A 20107-nucleotide genomic window follows, 5' to 3' on the forward strand; every position below is an offset into this window, starting at 1 on the left:
TTCTTTAGATGTGGTTGAATTTTGGTTTTTTTAGTCGTTTTTAGTTTATGGTGAGTGTTACTTTATTTGATGCTTTCTATTTTGGTTATTTATTGATTTTAAGCAGGATATTTTGAGTAAAACAAAGTGAATTAAAAGGTGGAGAGTAATCTGGTGCTTTTTGTTTTTTATTTAGTAGAAAGGGAGGTTGTTACGGCTAATTATTAATTATTAATAGTAATTATGGGTAAAATGGTTAATAGGTTATAGATATTGAGCAATAATTTAGGTTCTTTTTTATAGGTATCTTATAGATTGCAATAGAATTTGGATAACCCTGTTTTTAAGAATGAAAAAAAGTAAAAACCATATATTATTTTTAATTTGTTTTGTAGCTGCGCTAAGTAGTTTTTCACAAAATGATATCAGTAATCGTTTAGATGCTGCCCCCGTTAATGGTGGTTTAGCCATGGATAATTATTGGGTTTGGGGAAGTTCTGTGATAAAAGGCGACGATGGAAACTACCACATGTACGCTTCGCGATGGCCTCAATTTTTGCCATTTCATCCTGGTTGGATGGTGGCTTCAGAAATTGTACACGCCACTTCAAAGACACCCGAAGGCCCGTACACATTTGCCGATGTTTCATTAGGAGCACGTGGTGCACAGTATTGGGATGGGCGCTCATGTCATAATCCAAAAATTGTTAAATATCAGGATACCTATATTTTGTATTACATGGGGTCTACACACCCGTTTGAAGAAGTCACAGAAACCAATGTGAGTCAGTTCGATTTATCAAGTAAATGGTGCACAGCAGGGCGTTGGGGTAAACGTATTGGAGTCGCTACTTCCAAAAGCCCTAACGGACCTTGGGAACGCTTAGATACTCCTATTTTAGATGTGAAACCAAATTCGTATTATAGTTTCTTAACGTCCAATCCGTCTCCTTTAATTAAAGAAGATGGCTCGGTCGTTTTGCTATTTAAAGGTAGAAGTTATGCTGAAGATGGTATCAAACAAAGCGACATGAGTATTGGAGTTGCTACCGCAGATTCTTATAATGGAAAATATACAGTGGTAGGAACAGAACCTTTGTTTTCTATGGAACGTTTTGGAGAAATTGAAGACCCTCACTTATGGAGCGACGATTCTGGGTTTCATATGGTAGCTAAAGACCAAAGAGGTGCTATTACAGGGCATGGAGGAGATGGCCTTTTAGCACATTCTAAAGATGGTATACATTGGGAAGTTGATGAAAACCCCAGAGCATATACTAAAACCGTTAAGTGGGATAATGGTAAAACAATCAATCAAGGACAGTTAGAGCGTCCCTTTGTTTTTGTTGAAAACGGAAAACCGACCCATATTTTCTTTGCAACCATGGATGGTCCTGGAGGTTTTAGTAATGGTACAAAAACATGGAATATGGTGATTCCATTAAAAGATTAATTTAATTTTAAACTAAATATTTTATTATAACTAAATACATAAGCTAGAATGAACAAAAAAATATTATTATGGTCTATTACCGCAGCACTTGCAGGTTTTTTATTTGGATTTGATGTGGTTGTAATCTCGGGAGCCGATAAAAAACTTCAAGCTTTATGGGGGTCATCAGATGCTTTTCACGGTTGGATTGTTATGGGAATGGCGCTTTGGGGTACCGTAATTGGGGCTATGTTTGGAGGTTATCCAACAAATAAATATGGTCGTAAAAATACATTAATTGCTATTGGAGTCTTGTTTGCGGTTTCAGCAATAGGTTCTGCTTTATCAAATGATCCTTATGTATTTGCTTTTGCGCGTTTTATTGGAGGTATTGGTGTTGGTGCATCAACCATTGCAGCACCTGCTTATATTTCTGAAATAGCTCCTGCTAAAGATAGAGGGCGCTTAGTAGCCTTGTATCAATTTAATATCGTTTTCGGTATTTTAATTGCCTTTTTGTCTAATTTTCTGTTAAGTGGTATTGGCGAACATGCTTGGAGATGGATGTTAGGGGTGGAAGCTATTCCTGCCGTATTGTATATTTTGTTTGCATTGAAACTGCCTAAAAGCCCAAGATGGTTATTGTCGCAATCTCGAGAAGAAGAAGCTCGTGATGTTTTGAAAATGATCGATCCCAATGCGAATGTTGAAGAACAAATAGCAGAGTTTCAAAGTCATTCACATAAAAATGATAAAACTGAAACCATTTTCATCAAAAAATATAGATTTCCATTAACATTGGCTTTTTTAATTGCCTTTTTTAATCAATTATCAGGTATTAATGCATTCTTATATTATGCTCCACGTATTTTTGAAGAAGCTGGATTGGGAGAAAGTACCGCTTTGTTAAGTAGTGTTGGTATTGGTATTACAAATTTAGTATTCACATTATTAGGAGTGTTTTTAATTGATAAATTAGGAAGAAAAACATTAATGTATTTGGGGTCTGTGGGGTATATTATATCTTTAGGGTTGGTATCTGCAGCCTTTTTCTTGGGTTGGACCGGAATGGCAGTGCCTATTTTTCTATTCTTATTTATTGCAGCACACGCTATAGGGCAAGGCGCTGTAATATGGGTATTTATATCTGAAATATTCCCAAATCATTTAAGAGCTTCAGGACAATCTTTTGGAAGTTCAGTGCATTGGGTATTAGCAGCACTTATTCCATCTCTAATCCCTTTCTTGTTTAGTCATCCTATGATTGGTGCAGGCGTTGTATTCTTGATTTTTGCAGGTATGATGGTATTACAATTATTATTCGTTGCATTCATGATGCCTGAAACTAAAGGTAAAACGTTGGAAGAGTTGGAAGATATTATGATAAAGAAATAGTAACCAAAAACAATCTTAAAAGCATGAAAAGAGTTATAGGTTTTATTGGTGTTTTCTTTTTAACACTCACACTGTTCGCATCAAATATCGATACCCTTGTGGTGTATAGTAACGCTATGCAAAAAGATATAAAGAATGTGGTTATAACTCCCAGTTCTTATAAAAAGAAAGGGGTTCCTTATTCTGTAGTATATCTGCTTCATGGGGCAGGAGGCGATCACAAAGCGTGGTTAGGGAAAGCGCCAGATATAAAAGCCTATGCAGACCAATACAATGTTATTGTAGTGTGTCCAGACGGCCATAAAACCAGTTGGTATTTTGATAGCCCTGTAGATGCAAACATGCAATATGAAACCTATGTTTCAAAAGAATTGGTCTCAGAAATAGATAAATCATTTAACACTAAAGCCGATAAAAAACACAGAGCCATTACAGGCTATAGCATGGGTGGTCATGGTGCTTTGTATTTGGCGTTTAGGCATACGGATATTTGGGGTGTTGCCGCAAGTATGAGCGGTGGACTAGATATTAGAGGCTTTCCTTTACAATGGGAAATAGCCAAAAGATTGGGTGTTTATGGTGAAAATCCTGAAACATGGGATCAGAATACCGTTATTAATTTAGTGCATTTACTTAATGGTAAAAATTTAAAATTTCTGTTTGATTGTGGTATCGATGATTTCTTTTACGATGCCAACGTGAGACTTCATAAAAAGCTTTTAGAGCAAAGAATTCCGCATGATTATATAGAACGTCCAGGGGCTCATACCAATACGTATTGGGCGAATTCTATAAAATATCACATGTTGTATTTTAATGATTTTTTTAATTCGGAAAATAAATAATTTATGAGTTTTAATATAATAAAAGGAATAGTACTTATCACCTGTTTATGTTGTTTTTCATGTAAAACTGAAATAAAAAAAACAACCGAAACGAATGCGAGTGTGCAAGCGTATCAACCTAATATTATCGTGCTTTTATGTGACGATTTAGGGTATGGCGATTTATCATCTTTTGGGCATCCTATTATAGAAACTCCACATCTAGATAAGCTAGCCTCAACTGGTATTAAATTAACTAACTTTTATTCAACAGCACCCGTATGTTCACCATCGCGTGTTGGTTTATTAACAGGAAGAAGTCCGAACAAAGCCGGTGTGTACGATTTTATTCCGGGGTATAAAAAAAGTCCTGACAATAGAGATTTAGTACATATGCAAGCACATGAAGTAACCATTCCAGCCTTGTTAAAAACGGTGGGGTATGAAACGTGTTTGGTAGGGAAATGGCATTGTAGTTCTAGATTTAATTCTAAGGAACAGCCACAGCCTAACGACTTTGGTTTCGACCATTGGTTTGCAACACATAATAATGCAGCTCCTAGTCATAAAAATCCAAAAAATTTTGTTAGAAATGGCGAAGATGTAGGTGAGATCGAAGGTTTCAGTAGTCAAATAATCGTTGATGAAGCCATTCAATGGTTGGATAAAAAAGAAGGAAATAAGCCCTTTTTCTTGGAAGTAGCTTTTCATGAACCGCATGAACCTATTGCATCACCAGAAGAGTTGGTGCAAAAATATTTACCAAAATCTGAAAATAGAGAACAGGCAGAGTATTTCGCCAATGTTGAAAATGTAGATTTGGCTGTGGGGCGGTTAATAGCGTATTTAGAATCTAAGAATATAGATAATACCTTAATAGTATTCACTTCTGATAATGGTCCAGAAACCTTTATGAGATATTCCAGGGCTAAGCATTCGTACGGCTCGCCAGGTGAATTAAAAGGGATGAAACTTTGGACCAACGAAGCAGGGTTTAGAGTACCATGTATCGTGAATTGGTTAGGGAAGGAAACCTTTACAGGTACCTCAGAACAAGTGGTTTCTGCACTCGACTTTTTACCAACATTTTCCGAATTAGCTGGTGTTAAATTACCAGAACGAACTTTGGATGGCGAATCGTTTGCTTCTTTTTTAAATTCAGGAGAATTTCAACGTAGTAAACCATTAATCTGGGCATTTTACGATGCTATTAATGACCGTCGTGTTGCAATGCGTGAGGGTGATTGGAAAATTATGGGACGCTTGGTTGCAGATAATGAAACCTTGCCAAACATTCATAACTTATATGATGGTAATGAGGATTTTGTGAAAAATGCAAAGCTTACCGATTTCGTGCTATTCAACTTGAAGCATGATATTAGTGAATCGGAAGACGTGTCTAAATCGAAACCGGAAGTTTTCAAAAAAATGAAAATAGAGTTTGAGGCACAGTATAAAAAACTATTGAACGAAAGCCATATTTGGGTTCGTAACGAATAATGATATTAAAAAAAATCTAATGCGATTTTTGAGCCATTTTAGTAGTATAAGTTTTATGAATATTTTGATTGTTTTCGTGCTATTTGCTTCGTGCAATTCAGCAGAAACGATTCAAGTAAAATCGCCTAACGGAAAAAATGTATTTAGTTTTTTACCAGAAAGTGGCATGGGGTTTTCAGTGGCTTATAATGGGCAAGAAGTTATTGCGCCTTCTTTAATAGAACTTATTTCAAACGATATCAGCTTTAATGGGAAGTTGTCCATATTAAAGGTTGAAAAGACCATGGTTGAAAACGAATGGAACTCTAATTTTAGCGAATTAAGTAACATCCCAGATCATTACAATCAACTAAAAGTGTATTTAAAAATAGACGATACTCAGGTTAGTGTAATTTGTAGAGCCTACGATGAAGGTGTTGCGTTTGCTTATGAAATTCCAAAGCAAAATAATATATCTAAGATTGGCTTGGATGAGAAAATACATTACAACTTCAAAGAAGATTATAACGTGTGGTCTACGCCAAAACGTGCCCCAAGAGTTTTAACGGCACAAGGGGAATACAGAAGAATCCCGATGACTCAGTTAGAAGCGGGGTGCGAACGCCCCTTGTTAATTGAAATTAATGATAGTGTAAAAATAGCCTTAGCGGAAGCGAAGTTAGTTGATTATGCTAGGTTGAGTTTTGATAAGGGTACATCATCCCAATACAGCATTTTATCCACATTAGATGGTAAAATGGGTGAACAAAAACAAGACACAGTGAGTGGAGCTATTATAGCAGAGCGAAAAGAATCAGGTGATAAGGTACACAAGAAACTACCGTTTCAATCACCATGGCGCGTGGTTATGATGGGAAAAAATGAAAGTGAATTATTAGCCAATAATTATATCATTCAAAACCTAAATGACCCCTCGGAAATAGACGATGAATCTTGGATTAAACCAGGGAAAGTATTGCGAGAAACCACATTAACAACACAAGGAGGTTTGGCAGCTATCGATTTTGTAGTAGACCATAACATGCAATATGTTTTGTTTGATGCCGGTTGGTATGGTAATGAAATGGATAACGCCTCAGACGCGACAACCATTACTCTAGATCCCAAACGCTCCAAAGGCCCTTTTGATATTGAAACCATTACCAAATACGCCAAAGAAAAAGGCATTGGGGTTATTTTATATGTAAACAGAAGAGCTTTAGAAAAGCAATTAGATGAAGTGTTGCCACTGTTTAAAAAATGGGGTGTTTCTGGAGTAAAATATGGTTTTGTAAGAGTGGGCGACCAAGATGCTACAGCTTGGATGCATGAAGCGGTTAAAAAAGCAGCCAAGTACGGCATGATAATAGATATTCATGATGAGTACAGACCTACTGGATTTTCAAGAACCTATCCAAATCTTTTAACTCAAGAAGGAATTCGTGGTGACGAAGAAACGGTGCCTAATGTTCATACATTAAAAACCATGTTTACACGTATGTTGGCTGGAGCAGCCGATAATACGGTGTGCTATTACAGTACACGAGTTAACCAAATGGGTTCGCATGCATCGCAATTAGCAAAAACAGTGTGCCTTTTCAGTCCGTTACAGTTTTTATACTGGTATGATAAACCTGCAGCTTCTCCTGAAAAATTGGATGGTTTATGGGGAGATACCAGACATATTGGTAACGAACCCGAGTTAGAGTTTTTTAACAAAGTACCTACTACCTGGGATGAAACGAAGGTGTTGCATGGAGAAATTGGCGAATTAGGTGTTATAGCACGTAGAAAAGGTGCTGATTGGTTTGTAGGTGGTATTATCGGAGATACCGAGCGTCAAGTTACTATCGATTTTTCATTTTTAAAAGAGAATGAGGTATACCAAGCAAAGGTTTATACCGATGATGACACAGTAAACACGCGTACCCATGTTCAAATTGAAGAAATAGAGTGTACTAAAAAATCAATATTAAAATTAAAAGTAAAAAGCAATAACGGATTTGCGATTCATATTGTGAAAATATAAGTATATAATAACACCAAAATAAAATCATGAATAAAAATTTAACTGTTTTAAAATTAGTGTCTGTATTTTTCTTAATGGGAATGATAGCTTGTAAATCAAGGGATGCTAAAGTTGTTAAAAAGGAGTTACCTAGTCAGCGACCTAATATTATTTTTATGATGTCCGATGATCATGCGTATCAAGCGATTAGTGCTTACAGCGATCATTTAATTCAAACACCTAATATTGACCGTATCGCAAATGAAGGTATCAAATTTACCAATGCCTGTGTTTCAAATTCTATTTGTGCACCATCAAGGGCTACTATTTTAACCGGTAAGCATTGTCATATACACGGAAAAGTGGATAACGTATTTCCTTTTGATGAATCGCAAGTAACGTTTCCGCAGTTAATGCAAGAAGCAGGATATCAAACAGCCATGTTTGGAAAGCTGCATTTTGGTAATAATCCGAAAGGCATAGACGAATTTAAAATTCTTCCAGGGCAAGGACAATATTACAATCCAGATTTCAATACGAATGAAGGAAAAATTACCGTTGAAGGTTATGTTACAGATATCATCATGGATATGACAATTGACTGGTTAGAAAATAGAAGACAAGAAGATAAGCCTTTTATGTTATTCTCGATGCAGAAAGCACCACACAGAGAATGGCTGCCAGCACCACGCCATTTTAAAGAATATACTAAGAAAACGTTCGTAGAACCTGAAACTTTGTTTGATGATTATGAAGGACGTGGTTCAGCTGCAAAAACAGCCGAAATGAATCTTTTAACACATATGAACTGGGCAGGAGATTCAAAACTGTATCCAGAAATGATGGCAGAATTAGGCATTGAAGATATGTCTGGTTGGGATTTGGAAGCTTTTGAGCGTGAAGTTGGTAGAATGAACCCAGAGCAACGTGCCGTTTGGGATTCTGTTTATAGACCTATGATGGAAGACTTTAAAGTGAAGTACCCAAAAATGAACGAAACAGAATTAATGAAATGGCGTTACCAACGTTACATGCAAGATTATTTGGGTTGTATCGCTTCTGTTGATGAAAATGTGGGGCGCTTGTTAGATTATTTAGAAGAAACGAAATTAGATGAAAACACCATCATTATTTACACTTCAGATCAAGGCTTTTATTTAGGGGAACATGGTTGGTTCGATAAACGTTTTGTTTACGATGAATCATTTAAAACACCTTTATTAATCAAATGGCCAAATGTTATTAAGCCAGGAACAACAAATACTGAAATGGTTCAAAATCTTGATTTTGCTCAAACCATTTTAGAAGCGGCGCATATAGTACCACCTTCAGATATGCAAGGTGAAAGTTTAATCCCGTTATTAATTGGTAATGATTCGGAATGGACGCGCGATGCTGTGTATTATCATTATTATGAATACCCAGGAATTCACATGGTTAAAAGGCATTATGCCATCATTACTCAAGATTATAAATTAGCTCATTTTTACTATGATGTAGATGAATGGGAACTTTACGATCGTAAAAATGACCCTCAAGAAATGAAGAACGTTGTTAATGATCCTGCGTATGCCGATGTGGTTGTAAAACTAAAAAAACAACTGGTAGAATTGCGAAAAGAATATGGAGACAGTTCACAGTTAGATCAAGAAATACTTAGAAAATATCTAGAGGCAAAAAATAATCCAGATATCGAAACGGTACCACTTCATTAATAAAAAATAAGTAAAAAATAACAGTGTAGAGTCCATGAGCTTTAAAAAAAGAATAACAGTATTAACCTTGATTTTAGTAGGCGTTTATAGTTATGCTCAAACCGCAGGACAGCATCCTCAGGTTTTTGCAGGTGCTAAAGATAGAGCTGAAATTTTAGCTAAAATTCAAACGGAAGATTGGGCAAATACCTCTTGGAATACGTTGTTAGAAAGCATCGATACCTATGTGAATCGTCATGTGGAAGATCCTGAGTGGATTGTGTCTCGATTAGCCATGTATTGGAAAGATGGAGCGCGTTTTACACAATGTTATATTAAAGATCAAAGATGGGATTATGGTAAAGGCAATGCGCCAGTACCAACAGTGCGTTTACCGGGTATGCGTACCTGGAACGATTACGTGAATGTCCCTTTAGAAGATAGGATTCCTTATAACGAATCTGGCGATTTGTTAGGAGTGAGCCGTTCAAGTGCCGATAAAACACCCGTTTTAATTCCCTATAAGGAAACGGGGCACATGATTCGTTCTAATAATACCGATATTTTAGCCTTGGCGGAAAAATCGGCTTTTGCCTATTACGTCACTCAAGATGAGAAATATGCGAAGTTTTCAGCGGATATTTTATGGACTTGGTTGTTGGGTACTTACTATATGCAACCACCTCTAGATCCAAAAGAATCTACAAAAGGTCCCGGAGGTTATGCTCCTGGTGGGATAATGGGATATTATGATTATGAAGTGATTCATGATGATAGACAAGATTACGCCGCAGCGACTTATGATTTTATTCATGATTATATGAATGAAAATCCACATAAGCATTTAAATACCATTGGTAAAAACACAACTGAAGTAGCAGGTGAAGTCTTTAAACGTTTTATTGAAATAGGTTTAGTACGTGGTAACAGTCGTGGTAATTGGAATGTAAACCGATACCGCCATATTATGAACAGTATTTTGGTATTAGAACCTAACACGTTTTATAAAGACGGAAAGGGGCGTGAATATTATATTCCGTTTTACACGGAAAAAACAACGAAATACCACGAGGCTTTACCAGATATCATGAAAAATTACAATTCGGAAACTGGTTTATGGCCAGAATCTCCAGGTTACGCATCTGGAATGATTCCGTTTGTTTTAAACATGGGCCTTAAATTATACAAAGCAGGTGTTAACACTTTAGGTGGAAACCCGATGATTTCAAAAGCGGCCATGGCCAATTTAGGTTGGTTGGATGCACGCGGAAACTTGGTGGTTTTTGGCGATATGCGTGGCGGCCCTTCAGATGTATCGTCGTTTGAGTCGTTGTTAACTTATGCGACTTGGGAAGGCGATATGGAAACTGCTAAAAAAATGGCCACAGTAGTTCGTAAAAACATAGCATCAGGGCATTATGATAGAAATGCTTCAGATTGGCAAGGTATTATTTTCAACCAACCATTACCAGGATCTGGAAGTGATTTACCGTTTCATATGGCAGCGTACTCGCCATTTCATAAACATCTGATTATGAAAAACGGAAATGATGAAAACAACGGATTAATGTTCACGCTATATGGTGGAAAAAGTAAATCACATTTATCTGAAAACGGATTGGCAATGCAGTTCTACGGAAAAGGCTGGGCTATGGCGCCAGATGCTTCTGCTTACGAATCGTATTGGTCTGCAGATGCACCTTACCACCGTGGCATTATGGGGTCGAATACCATTGTTCCAGGATATAGAGTTGGGGATATAACCGTTAATGCTATGGATCCATCAGTTGATACGAAGGCTGGATTATATAACAGCTTTGAAACGTCGAAGCATGTGTCATTTGCAGATGTTTCAGCAGATGAAAAACGGCGTTTAGTAGCGATGGTTCGCACCTCGGAAACTACGGGATATTATGTAGATGTTTTTAGATCAGACCAATCGAATAACGATTATATACATCACAATTTAGGAAATACTATGGTACTGAAAAGTGCTTCAAACACCCCATTAAGTTTAAATACGGTGAATGATTTGGGGGTAAAGTATGATAAAAATTATGCATTCTTCAAAAATAAAAGAAAAATAAACCATACAGAAGATTTTAATGCAACGTGGACCACAACTGCGGTAGCACCCGCATTAAACGTGAATATGTGGATGATGGGGCAAAACAACAGAGCGCTTTATGTGGTTGATGCACCGCCTACTACACTTCGTAATGATTTGACTCCTGGTGAAGTAAATAAAAGCCCAGAAACAACGCCTACCTTAATTGTTAGACAAAATGGAATTAACGGAGCAAAACACCCTTTTGTGTCTGTTTTTGAAACCTATGAAGACGGAAAAAAATCAATAAATGAAATATCTAATTTTGGAACTGGCCCAGAATTTGTATCCTTAAAGGTTATATCACAAAATAGTACGCAATACATATTTAATGCTACTAATGATTATGTATATCAAACTGTAAACAGATGGAAGTTTAATGGCAATTTTGCTGTTATTTCTGAAAAAAATAAGGCGTTTGAATACATGTATTTGGGCAAGGGAAAGCTCCTCCAAAAAGGAAACTATAAAATGGAAGCAGTTAATGGGACCATTTCAGCGGAGTTAAAATTTGAAGGAGGTAAATATTATTATTCCTCTGATAAACCCGTCTTAATTCAACTTGATAAAGGTCGTTCGAAGGAGTATCCTGCAGGTTACGGCATTGAAATTAAATAGTTAAAAAATAGAAATGAGATTGAAAATGACAATGAAATCTTTAGTTATATACATAATGGTTTTTATGTTTTTTGGTTCCACCTTAATGATGGCGCAAGAAACAGGGCATCCTAGAATTTACGCAACCAATGCGTCTAAAAGCGATTTTTTAGAAAGTATTAAAAAAGTAGCTTGGAAGCAGCGTTTGGTAGATGAAAAGGTTGAAAAGCTTGAAAAATATTTAAAGTATGTCGAAAATGACCCAACTTGGTTGGTGTCCAGATTACAAATGAACTGGAAAACGAAGCACGATAAAGTGTTTCTAAAAGGCGGAAACTTTCATCATTCTGAAGGAAACGCACCAGTGCCTACGGTTCGGTTTTCTGGAACTAGAGATTGGGCTACAGAATATTCAGCTCCTAAATTAGAAGATATTGAACCCTATTTTGACGACCCACGGGGTTATTATTTAGCAGATAAGAAAACGAAGGTTAAGGAATGGGTACACCCATCAAAAATCGGGCATGCTATTGAAGGTACCAATCGCCATATTATGAGTCTGGTTGAAGACGCCGCTTTTTTATATTGGGTAACCGGTGATAAAAAATATGCTGAGTTTGCAAAACCTGTGTATGATACCTATATAGAAGGTATGTATTATAGAGACGCACCTATCGATTTAGAAAATGGAAACCAACAACGTATTTCTGGACTGGCTACTTTTGAGGTGATTCATGAAAAAATCCTTATTAGTCTTATAACCACTTATGATTTTTTGCATGATTATTTTAAACAAGAAAAATTAAACCTAGATCATAGTGCTGCTGTATTTCAAAAATGGGGCGATCAAATAGTGAACAACGGGATACCAGATAATAACTGGAACTTGTTTCAAGCGCGATTTTTAACCTATGTTGCCTTGGTTTTAGAGCGTGATAACGCTTATAAAAACGGGAAAGGGCGTGAGTATTTTCTAGACCGTACGTTTGATACTTCAACAGAAAGACAATTATCCATCAACGAATCTTTATTGGTTTATGATCAAGAAACGGGTATGTGGCCCGAATGTGCATCGTATTCCGTGCATGTTATTACTACTTTACTTAATATTTTCACCTTATTAGATAACGCGACCAATAATAATGAACTTTCTAATTTTCCAATTATAGAAAAAGCTGCTCTGTCATCTTTTCAGTATTTGTTTCCTAGTGGGTACACCGTTGGTTTTGGTGATTCAAACCATAAACCGCTACCACCAGAAAACTTTGAATTGTTAATTTCAAATTACAGAAAGTATCAAAATGAAGAAAAAGAAGGCATCATTTCTGGGTTATTAGATCAAATGATTGCTAAAGGCGAGTATGAGCGAAAAGCAGACGATTTGTTTCAATTGTTTTTCTATGTGAATGAATTAAAAGCTTCAGAGAAAAATGAAAATGGTTTAGAAAAATTAACTTCACCCACATTTTATGCTTCTAACGTGAGTATGTTCAACCAAAGATTAGGTGCTGGAAACGATGCTATGATGGTATCTACAGCAGGTTCTTATGGAAATCATTCCCATGTAAATGGTATTTCTATGGAGTTATTTGCCAATAAGTATGTGTTAGGCCCAGATATGGGAAAAGGCTCTAGTTACTGGCATACAGACCACAGAGAGTATTATTCTAGATTCCCTGCGCACAATACAGTTGTGGTTGATGGTATTTCAGATTATAATGCCATGCGTGGTTACCACCCCTTTAAGCTAGAAAATTATTTCCCAGAAGTGAGTGTAACACCAACTTTTGATAAGTTAACCTATTCAAAAGTGTCTTTTTTCGAACCGAAAGCACAAGCAGACCAACAACGGTTTACTGCTATTATAAAAGGGAAAGCCTCTAAAGGGTATATTTTAGATGTGTTTAGATCTAAAAAGCAAGAAGCAGGAAAGCAGCGTCATGATTATTTTTACCATAATTTAGGACAGTCGCTTGACATTTTAGACTCCAATTCCAAAGCACTTCAGCTTACTGCTACCAACGATTTTGGTAGTAAACAAGGCGATTTAAAGGCATACGATTATTTAACTGATAAAAAGAAGGTTGAAACTTCTAAAGATGTTCAAGCACTTTTTAGACTAAGAAGTAAAGGTGAGCCAGATAATTTAATGAAAGTTTGGTTAAAAGGAAGTGAGAATCAAAGTATTTATACGGCTTTAGCTCCAAAAGCGAATGTACTTAAAAAGGGTGGCGGTACAGCACCTGCTGATGTAGTAGGTGACCCTATTCAAACTTTAATTGTAAAACGAAATGAATCAGCCTGGGAAAACCCTTTTGCTATGGTTTTTAATCCTTATTTTGTAGGAGAAGAAAACCCTATAAGCCATGTGGGATTTTCAAATTTTAAAGAAAACCCAAGTACTCAAGTTATTAATGTGACATTAAGTGATAACAGCATCGATCAAATTATTTTGAATACCACTGAAGAAGATGTGGTTGAAAAAGAAGGTTTATATCAAAAAGGATTGGTGTCCGTTACAAGAAAATCAAAAGGAATCGAGAATTTAGATTATTTCTTTATTTCTGGTATGTATAAATATATTCAAAATGGCTGGGAAGTATTTACATCTGGTGTGCCTGTAACATTATCTGTAGAACGCTTAGATAACACATTCGTTATAGAAAGTGATGGTGCTGTTGTAATACGTGCTCCTTTTTTAGACGGAAAAACATCGGCTGAATTAAGAGTCTATGAAAACAGTGAATTGGTAGCGACTAGACAAGGTCAAATAAATCGCTCGAACCCAGAACAGTTGGAATTCCGACTATCAAAAGCATACAGCAAAGTATTAATTGTATTTTAAATTGAATATAAAAATGATAAAGTATTTAACAATAACATGCCTCGCTTTTTTAACGATAACACAAGTATTTAGTCAGAATACAAGTGCTAAAAAAGAAACACCTCCAAAAGAAGTTGTTTATAAAGAGATTAATGGAACGAAATTAAAACTGAGTTTTTACTACCCAGAATCATTTAATAAAAATGAAAAGTATCCCACAATGATTTTCTTTTTTGGTGGTGGATGGAATGGAGGAACCACGGCCCAGTTTAACGATCAGGCAACCTATTTTGCGTCTCGTGGGCTTATTACCGTGTTAGCAGATTATAGGGTTAAAAATAAACATAAAACAACACCGTTTGATGCTGTAAGAGATGCCAAATCGGCCATGCGATTTTTAAGGATTCATGCGGATGAATTTTGTGTTGATTCCAATAAAATTATAGCATCAGGAGGTTCTGCAGGGGGGCATTTAGCAGCTGCAACCACGATGTTACCAGAATTAAATGAAGCTGGTGAAGACCTATCCATTAGTACAAAAGCTAATGCCTTGGTACTGTTCAATCCTGTTATTGATAATGGCGAAGGTGGTTATGGTTATGAACGCATTGGTGACCGTTATTTAGAAATTTCGCCTATGCACAACATAACAAAAGGGGCACCTCCAACTATTTTCTTTTTAGGAGATACTGATAAATACGTTCCTGCGGAAACAGGTCGTGTATTTAAAACCAAAATGGAGGCTGTTGGTAGCCGATGTGATTTGTTTATTTATAAAAATCAAGAACATGGTTTTTTTAATAAAGGAAAACAAAAAGGTAATACCTATTATTTAGAAACGCTATATGAAGCAGATGTATTTTTAGAATCTTTAGGATATTTAAAAGGAAAACCAACGATTAAATTAGACAAGAAATAGTATGAGAAAACTAAGCTTTTTATTAGTAATAGTGACTGTGTTTATGTCATGCGCTGCGATGACTAAAACCATCGATATTTATGTGTCGAAACAAGATGTAACAGACCCTGATGGGAGTAAAGAAAAACCTTTTTCAAGTGTAGAAGCGGCTATTAGTAAAGCAACCGAATTAAAAGTATTGGATGCAGACGCTCAAATTATAATAAATATTTTACCTGGCGACTACCATCTTTCAAAAGCCATTCAAATACCAAATTCTTTAAGTGGTCTCACTATAAAAGGAACTAGTGCATCTGAAGTTAGTATAAAAGGTTCAAAGTTATTAGTGACTGAATGGGAAAATTACAACGAGACTATTTTTGTTACCACAGTAGCTCAAGATTTAGATTTTGATCAATTACTCATAAACGGACAACCACAAATACTAGCGCGTTATCCTAATTATAATGAAGACGCTCAATATTGGCAGGGCTACGGAGCTGATGCTATTTCTAAAGAACGCATTGCGACATGGGAAAACCCGAAAGGTGCTTATTTTCATGCCTTGCACGGAGGGAAATGGGGTGGATTTCATTATGAAATCTCTGGAGTAAATGAAGATGGAACGGCTATTTTAATAGGTGGTCAGCAAAACAACCGAGGCTCAAAACCGCACGCGGAATATCGTATGGTAGAAAATGTGTTTGAAGAGTTAGACAGTCCGGGGGAATGGTTTTTAGATAAGAAGACTCATAAATTATATTATTGGCCAGCAAAAGGAATTACAGTTAGTGATGCTAAAGCAGAAGTATCTGTTCTTAAAGATTTAATTCAAGTGGTTGGTACTTTAGAGAATCCTGTAAAAAACATTAGCATAAGTAACATCAAGTTTGAGAATACCAAACGCACTTTTATGGACGATTTCGAACCTTTATTGCGAAGTGATTGGAATATATATCGTGGTAGTGTTGTCTTTTTTGAAGGTACAGAAAACTGTAAAGTAGAAGCTAATGAGTTTACCAATTTAGGAGGAAACGTGATCATGGCTAGTAAATACAATAAAGGTCTAGAAATTACGGGTAATTACATACATGATTGTGGTGCGAGCGCCATTTCTTTTGTGGGTGATGCATCAGCAGTGCGATCGCCTGCCTTTACCTATAAAGAATTTGTTCCTGTAGCAGAAATGGACACGGCTGCTGGACCTAAAAACGAATTGTACCCACGTGCATGTTTGGTTGATAATAACTTAATACACCGTATTGGGCGTGTTGAAAAGCAAACAGCAGGTGTGCAAATTTCGATGGCGATGGATATTACCGTAAGCCATAACAGTATTTATGATGTGCCAAGAGCAGGGATTAATATTGGCGATGGTACTTGGGGTGGCCATATTTTAGAGTTTAATGATGTTTTTAATACCGTACTAGAAACTAGCGACCATGGGTCGTTTAATTCTTGGGGTAGAGATCGCTTTTGGCATCCAAACCGTCGTATTATGGATAGCTTAACTACGGCAAACCCAGATATGCCTAAATGGGATGCTATAAAAACGACCATTATTAGAAACAATCGTTTTAGATGTGACCATGGTTGGGATATCGATTTAGATGATGGCTCATCAAACTACCATATTTATAATAATTTATTATTGAATAACGGACTGAAATTACGTGAAGGTTTTAATCGTGTGGCCGAAAATAATATTATGGTAAACAACTCCTTGCATCCACATGTTTGGTTTGAAAACAGTGAAGATGTTTTTAAACATAATATTGTACAAAAAGGCTATCAAGATGTAAGGTTGTTAGGTTGGGGTAAAGAGTTGGATTATAACTTATTTCCAAATGAAGTATCCATGATGCAATCTCAAATTTATGATAGAGATAATAATAGTGCGTATGGTGATCCATTATTCAAGGACCCTGCGCATTTAGATTTTTCTGTTGCTGAAAATTCACCTGCATTAAAAATAGGTTTCAAAAACTTCCCGATGGACCAATTTGGAGTGCAAAAGGAAAGTTTGAAAAAAATAGCCAAAACACCCGAGGTTCCTGTAATAAAAGAGGCTTCAGAAAATAAAAGCAGCCCCGAAGTAGCTTGGTTACGTAATAATATTAAAAGCATAGATTCAGAACAAGAACAATCGGCTTATGGTCTTAATACCCCAGAAGGCGTTATTGTATTAAAGGTTTGGGATGGAAGTCCAGCGGTTCAAAATAACGGTATTAAAAAAGGAGATGTTATTCTTCAAGCGGCAGGTAGAAAAGTTAAAAATGTTCAGGAGTTTTTCAAAGTAAATGTTGAAAATAAAACCGATAAATTAGACTTGGTTATCATGAGAAATCAATCAGAAAAGAAAATTACTATAAACACTAAATAAATGAAAATGAAATCTTTAAAAAAAATGCTATTATTTGCATTGGTAGTTATGCTTAATGCCAATCTTGGGTTTGCTCAAAGCAATCCTAAAGCAAAAAAACTGTCAGATAACGAGCGCATGGAGTGGTGGAGAGATTCCAAGTTTGGAATGTTTATTCACTGGGGAGCGTATTCCATAATTGGTGGTGAACGCGATACTAAAATTGCTGGAGGTGGTGCTGAATGGGCCATGGATAAATTAGATTATACCGTGGAGGACTATGAGAAGTTTCCTGAAATGTTTAATCCAACCATGTTTGATGCAGATGCATGGGTGACTATGGCTAAAAATGCAGGAATGAAGTATATTGTTATTACTTCTAAGCATCATGAAGGTTTTGGATTGTGGGATTCTAAAGTATCAGATTATGATGTGATGGATACGTCTCCATTCAAAAGAGACATTATTAAAGAATTATCGGAAGCTTGTAAAAAACAAGGTATTGTATTTTGTTTTTACTACTCTATCGTAGATTGGCATCATCCACAAGCACAAGGAAACTTGTATCCAAATTACAACATTGCTCAGCATGATGATCCATCAGTTGTAAATCCAGATTTCCCTAAGTATTATAAAAACTACATGAAGCCTCAAGTGAAGGAGTTATTAACAAACTATGGCGATGTAGGTGTGGTTTGGTTTGATGGCGATTGGATTTCAGATTATACAACTGAAATGGGTAAAGACCTTTATAAATTTATTCGTGAAATTCAACCAAATACAATTGTTAATAATAGAGTTGACAAAGGTAGAACAGGAATGGATGGAATGAACAATAAACCAGGACAGTTTGCTGGAGATTTTGGTACGCCAGAGCAAGAAATTCCAGATACAGGAATTGATTCTGATTGGGAAGCTTGTATGACTATGAACGGTTCTTGGGGATACAAACCATCTGATAACAACTGGAAAAGTAGTGAAGATTTAATTCAAAAATTAGTAGATATTGTTTCTAAAGGAGGTAACTTCTTGTTAAATATAGGACCTGATGGTTTTGGAAGATTTCCTTCAGAAAGTATTAGACGTTTAAATGCTATGGGCGAATGGACTAAGAAAAACGGAGAATCTATTTATGGTGCTTCTGCGAGTCCTTATGCAAAACCAAAATGGGGTCGTTATACTAAAAAAGATGGCGTATTGTACGCACATGTTTTTGAATGGCCAGAATCAGGAACTTTAAGTCTGCATAAAGATATTAAGGTTAAAAAAGCAACGGTATTAACAGATCCTAATACAGTATTGAACTCATTAGCAACATCAAGAGACGTGTTAATAGATGTGCCTATGTTGGCACCAGACGCTACTGTGTCTGTTATTAAAATTGAGTTAGCAAACTAACTCGAGTAAATTTAAATAGGAATGAGCAGGCAAACACCATTTGAGTTGTTTGCCTGTTTAAATCTAATACAGCTATAGTTACTCAATGGTATTGAATTAATGCGTAGTTGTTGTTAGATGAAATCATAATAATTAAAAGAAATAAACAGGATGGGTGTTTACAAGAAGCTAATAATAGCTGCAATTGCTATTTTTTTAAATATTGGTATTGGGTTTTCTCAAACAAGTCCTTATGAAAAACCAGAATGGGGTGGGTATACTGAAGAAGATGGGTTTTTATTCGCGCATGTTTTTAATTGGCCAGAAGATGGTAAGTTAGTAATAGATAGAGCTATTAAGCCGAGAGAAGCGCGGTTACTTTCTGAACCAGATAAGAAAATGAAAATAAAATTAATTGATGATAAATTAACAATTTTATTGCCTGAGGAAGCTCCTGAGGCTCAGGTTTCAGTAATAAAAATTCAATTAGTTCCTAATGATGATTGGGCAAATTTAAGGAGATATAGAAAAGCTAATAGTGAACTAAAAGCTCCAACTAAAAAAGAAAATAGAGTGGTGTTTATGGGGAATTCCATTACTGAAAGATGGGTGGATTTCGATCCAGATTTTTTCACTAAAAATAATTACGTAGGTCGTGGTATTAGTGGGCAAACATCATCACAAATGCTTTTAAGGTTTAAACAAGATGTTATTGAATTAAGACCTAAAGCAGTGGTTATCCATGCAGGAACGAATGATATTGCTGGAAACACCGGACCCATTTCTATAGAAGGCATTGCTGGGAATATTTTTTCAATGGCAGAACTAGCTAAAGCCAACAATATAAAAGTGGTGTTAGCCTCAGTACTTCCCGCAAGTAGTTATTCATGGAGCCCTTCAATCGAGCCTATCGCAAAAATTAGTGAGTTAAATGCGTTAATTAAAGCCTATGCTAAAGCACATCGCATTGTTTACCTTGACTATTATACACCGATGGTAAATGATGATAAAGGCTTGAAAAAAGAGTATGGTAGAGATACGGTACATCCAAGTTTAGTAGGTTACCATGTGATGGAGCCGTTGGTTATAAATGCTATAAAGAAAGCACTAAAATAAAGTTTAGCTTATTTT

At 36.1% G+C, this 20107-nt stretch carries 12 protein-coding genes; all 12 read left to right on the forward strand.

The annotated features are described in order from the left end of the window. The first annotated feature begins 328 nt into the window (after positions 1–328). The 12 genes from Q5N74_RS05195 to Q5N74_RS05250 all read left to right on the forward strand — a co-directional run bounded on the left by Q5N74_RS05195 (position 329) and on the right by Q5N74_RS05250 (position 20092). Positions 329–1432: a glycoside hydrolase family protein gene (locus tag Q5N74_RS05195; RefSeq protein ID WP_304387670.1), complete on the forward strand. Its 1104-nt coding sequence runs from the start codon at positions 329–331 to the stop codon at positions 1430–1432. Between the two features lie 48 nt (positions 1433–1480). Continuing rightward, positions 1481–2806 (forward strand): sugar porter family MFS transporter, encoded by a 1326-nt coding sequence (locus tag Q5N74_RS05200; protein WP_304387671.1) that lies wholly within the window; start codon positions 1481–1483, stop codon positions 2804–2806. 23 nt (positions 2807–2829) lie between these two features. Next, entirely contained in the window at positions 2830–3651 is an 822-nt protein-coding gene (locus tag Q5N74_RS05205; RefSeq protein WP_304387672.1) for an alpha/beta hydrolase family protein, read from the forward strand. A 3-nt stretch (positions 3652–3654) separates the two neighbouring features. Next, the gene (locus Q5N74_RS05210; RefSeq protein WP_304387674.1) at positions 3655–5130 is read left to right on the forward strand and encodes a sulfatase-like hydrolase/transferase; all 1476 of its coding nucleotides are present in this window, start codon (positions 3655–3657) and stop codon (positions 5128–5130) included. A 55-nt stretch (positions 5131–5185) separates the two neighbouring features. Continuing rightward, positions 5186–7138, forward strand: coding sequence for a glycoside hydrolase family 97 protein (locus Q5N74_RS05215; protein ID WP_304387675.1), 1953 nt, complete (start codon positions 5186–5188; stop codon positions 7136–7138). A gap of 26 nt (positions 7139–7164) precedes the next feature. Then, entirely contained in the window at positions 7165–8832 is a 1668-nt protein-coding gene (locus Q5N74_RS05220) for a sulfatase (RefSeq protein ID WP_304387676.1), read from the forward strand. A gap of 34 nt (positions 8833–8866) precedes the next feature. Further along, complete coding sequence (locus Q5N74_RS05225; protein ID WP_304387677.1) at positions 8867–11536, forward strand: hypothetical protein; 2670 nt, start codon at positions 8867–8869, stop codon at positions 11534–11536. 31 nt (positions 11537–11567) lie between these two features. Then, positions 11568–14360 carry a heparinase II/III family protein gene (locus Q5N74_RS05230; protein ID WP_304387678.1) on the forward strand — a complete coding sequence of 931 codons (2793 nt, stop codon included), beginning with the start codon at positions 11568–11570 and terminating at the stop codon, positions 14358–14360. 13 nt (positions 14361–14373) lie between these two features. Continuing rightward, complete coding sequence (locus Q5N74_RS05235) at positions 14374–15258, forward strand: alpha/beta hydrolase (RefSeq protein ID WP_304387679.1); 885 nt, start codon at positions 14374–14376, stop codon at positions 15256–15258. A gap of 1 nt (position 15259) precedes the next feature. Then, positions 15260–17620, forward strand: coding sequence for a PDZ domain-containing protein (locus Q5N74_RS05240; RefSeq protein WP_304387680.1), 2361 nt, complete (start codon positions 15260–15262; stop codon positions 17618–17620). 6 nt (positions 17621–17626) lie between these two features. After that, on the forward strand, positions 17627–18997 hold the full coding sequence (locus Q5N74_RS05245) for an alpha-L-fucosidase (RefSeq protein WP_304387681.1): 1371 nt from the start codon (positions 17627–17629) through the stop codon (positions 18995–18997). 150 nt (positions 18998–19147) lie between these two features. Further along, positions 19148–20092 (forward strand): SGNH/GDSL hydrolase family protein, encoded by a 945-nt coding sequence (locus Q5N74_RS05250; protein ID WP_304387682.1) that lies wholly within the window; start codon positions 19148–19150, stop codon positions 20090–20092. Positions 20093–20107: the final 15 nt, after the last annotated feature.

It is taken from the genome of Mariniflexile sp. AS56 (assembly GCF_030552475.1).
Lineage (GTDB): Bacteria > Bacteroidota > Bacteroidia > Flavobacteriales > Flavobacteriaceae > Mariniflexile.

Excerpts from the sequence above, each read along its gene's own strand:
- Q5N74_RS05225 (WP_304387677.1), top strand. The coding sequence starts at position 8,867 with ATGAGCTTTAAAAAAAGAATAACAGTATTAACCTTGATTTTAGTAGGC.
- Q5N74_RS05215 (WP_304387675.1), top strand. The coding sequence starts at position 5,186 with ATGAATATTTTGATTGTTTTCGTGCTATTTGCTTCGTGCAATTCAGCA.
- Q5N74_RS05205 (WP_304387672.1), top strand. The coding sequence starts at position 2,830 with ATGAAAAGAGTTATAGGTTTTATTGGTGTTTTCTTTTTAACACTCACA.
- Q5N74_RS05245 (WP_304387681.1), top strand. The coding sequence starts at position 17,627 with ATGAAATCTTTAAAAAAAATGCTATTATTTGCATTGGTAGTTATGCTT.
- Q5N74_RS05250 (WP_304387682.1), top strand. The coding sequence starts at position 19,148 with ATGGGTGTTTACAAGAAGCTAATAATAGCTGCAATTGCTATTTTTTTA.
- Q5N74_RS05195 (WP_304387670.1), top strand. The coding sequence starts at position 329 with ATGAAAAAAAGTAAAAACCATATATTATTTTTAATTTGTTTTGTAGCT.
- Q5N74_RS05200 (WP_304387671.1), top strand. The coding sequence starts at position 1,481 with ATGAACAAAAAAATATTATTATGGTCTATTACCGCAGCACTTGCAGGT.
- Q5N74_RS05230 (WP_304387678.1), top strand. The coding sequence starts at position 11,568 with ATGAAATCTTTAGTTATATACATAATGGTTTTTATGTTTTTTGGTTCC.
- Q5N74_RS05220 (WP_304387676.1), top strand. The coding sequence starts at position 7,165 with ATGAATAAAAATTTAACTGTTTTAAAATTAGTGTCTGTATTTTTCTTA.
- Q5N74_RS05235 (WP_304387679.1), top strand. The coding sequence starts at position 14,374 with ATGATAAAGTATTTAACAATAACATGCCTCGCTTTTTTAACGATAACA.
- Q5N74_RS05210 (WP_304387674.1), top strand. The coding sequence starts at position 3,655 with ATGAGTTTTAATATAATAAAAGGAATAGTACTTATCACCTGTTTATGT.
- Q5N74_RS05240 (WP_304387680.1), top strand. The coding sequence starts at position 15,260 with ATGAGAAAACTAAGCTTTTTATTAGTAATAGTGACTGTGTTTATGTCA.